Annotated in this window: 1 pseudogene; it reads right to left on the reverse strand. The window is 66.5% G+C overall.

What is annotated here, in order from left to right:
- Nucleotides 1-749 (reverse strand): annotated as a pseudogene (locus tag GSQ92_RS06525) (transposase); the annotation flags it as partial.

The following is a 749-nucleotide window of genomic DNA, read 5'->3' on the forward strand; positions in this document are numbered from 1 at the left end:
GATTTCCCTCCGGCGCACGGACGAAAGCTGGCGACCTCTGAATGCCCAGGAAGCCCATCTCGGTCTGGAAGGTGTCGGACATGTATTGCGAGCCATGATCGTGACGAACGGCCAGGCCGCGGGCGACATCCTTGCCGATGGCGCCGAAGTGGCGTCGTACGCCCTGGCGCAGCGGTTCGAGGGCTTCAAAACGGGTCCCACGTCGAGCGGCATGAACGCCGACGCACTCGGCGTTGTGGTGATCGACTGCAATGAAGACCGCCACCTGGCCTTCCGCCGTCCAGGTCGTGGTCATGTCGGTGCCCCACACATGTCGATCGCATCGGTAATGATGGTGCCGTCATGGTTGCGCGGTCCGTGCGGCTGACCGACCCGGCCGGGCGCCATCAGGTCGTTCTCGCGCATGAGCCGCAACACTCGGCGCAGCGACGTGCGGATGCCGCCGATCCGCAACCGGGCCCAGACTTTCCGGTGACCTTCGCCATGGAAGGGCTGTCGGAGAGGACGCCACGGATCCGTTCCAGCAGAGCTGCATCCGACATCGGTCCTGCTGGACCGGGCCTCTGTCGTGCTGGCGCCGGATGGCGATGCCGATAGACGCTCGCTCTCGCGCTGCGCCAGAGCCGACAGACGCGTGCAAGGCGTAGGGCTTTCCGCTGCTGGGCGACAGGGTGCGGCTCATCGCCTCGGCCTCCGGCGGCCCAAAGGGCCGCTGTTGCCCTCCAGAAGGGCGATCTTCTGCTCCAGCA

The sequence above is a fragment of the Acidisoma sp. S159 genome, from assembly GCF_009766125.1.
GTDB lineage: Bacteria > Pseudomonadota > Alphaproteobacteria > Acetobacterales > Acetobacteraceae > Acidisoma.